Origin of the sequence: Paenibacillus sp. ov031, assembly GCF_900143165.1 — a bacterium.
Lineage (GTDB): Bacteria > Bacillota > Bacilli > Paenibacillales > Paenibacillaceae > Paenibacillus > Paenibacillus marchantiae.
On the sequence record NZ_FRDO01000001.1, the window covers coordinates 1 to 1,385 of the forward strand.

The following is a 1,385-nucleotide window of genomic DNA, read 5'->3' on the forward strand; positions in this document are numbered from 1 at the left end:
ACTGGGGTAACAGGTGTGACAGGTGCAACAGGAACGGGAGCTACAGGGGCTACTGGAGCCACCGGCTCAACTGGGGTAACTGGTGGAACAGGTGCTACCGGAACGGGAGCAACTGGAGCTACCGGCGCGATAGGATCTACTGGGGTAACAGGTGTGACAGGTGCCACCGGAATAGGAACAACTGGAATCACTGGTGCAACAGGGCTTACTGGAGTAACTGGTGTTACAGGCGCAACCGGAACAGGAACAACTGGAGCCACAGGAGCAACGGGTCTTACCGGGGTAACTGGTGTGACAGGGGCAACGGGAACCGGAATAACTGGAGCCACAGGTGCAACGGGTCTTACTGGAGTAACTGGAGCCACGGGAGCGACAGGATTTACTGGCGTGACAGGGGTAACGGGAACAACAGGAACCACCGGCGCAACCGGAACAGGAGCAACTGGAGCGACAGGCGCCACCGGAACAGGAACAACTGGAGCTACAGGTGCAACGGGCTTAACTGGGGTAACTGGTGTGACAGGTGCAACGGGAACAGGAACAACGGGAGCTACAGGTGCGACGGGATCTACGGGTGTAACCGGTCTGGCAGGTGCCACCGGAACGGGAACGACCGGCGCCACAGGTGCAACGGGGCTTACTGGAGTAACAGGAGCCACAGGCGCGACGGGTTTAACAGGTATAACTGGTGCAACAGGTGCTACCGGAACGGGAACAACAGGAACCACCGGCGCGACAGGATTTACTGGGGTAACAGGTGTGACAGGTGCCACCGGAATAGGAACAACAGGAGCCACAGGTGCAACGGGTCTTACTGGAGTAACAGGTGTGACAGGTGCAACAGGAACGGGAGCTACAGGGGCAACTGGAGCCACCGGCTCAACTGGGGTAACTGGTGGAACAGGTGCTACCGGAACGGGATCAACAGGAACCACCGGCGCGACAGGATCTACTGGGGTAACAGGTGTTACAGGCGCAACCGGAACCGGAGCTACGGGAGCCACTGGTGCAACGGGGATTACTGGGGTAGCTGGTGATACAGGTGCAACCGGAACGGGAACAACCGGAGCTACCGGAGCAACGGGACTTACTGGAGTAACTGGTGCGACAGGTGCCACCGGAACTGGAACAACCGGAGCCACTGGGGCAACGGGGCTTACTGGAGTAACTGGAGCCACGGGAGCGACAGGATTTACTGGCGTGACAGGTGCAACGGGTTCAACTGGGGTAACTGGTGCGACAGGTGCAACCGGAACAGGAGCTACGGGAGCCACTGGTGCAACGGGCATTACTGGGGTAACTGGTGTGACAGGTGCAACCGGAACAGGAACAACTGGAGCCACAGGTGCAACGGGTCTTACTGGGGTAACAGGTGTGACAGGTGC

1 protein-coding gene is annotated in these 1,385 nt (G+C 59.0%); it reads left to right on the plus strand.

Translation table 11 applies throughout. The features are described from left to right. Positions 1-1,385: hypothetical protein (locus BUA17_RS31420; protein ID WP_211754041.1), on the plus strand; the 1,385-nt coding region annotated here is incomplete at both ends.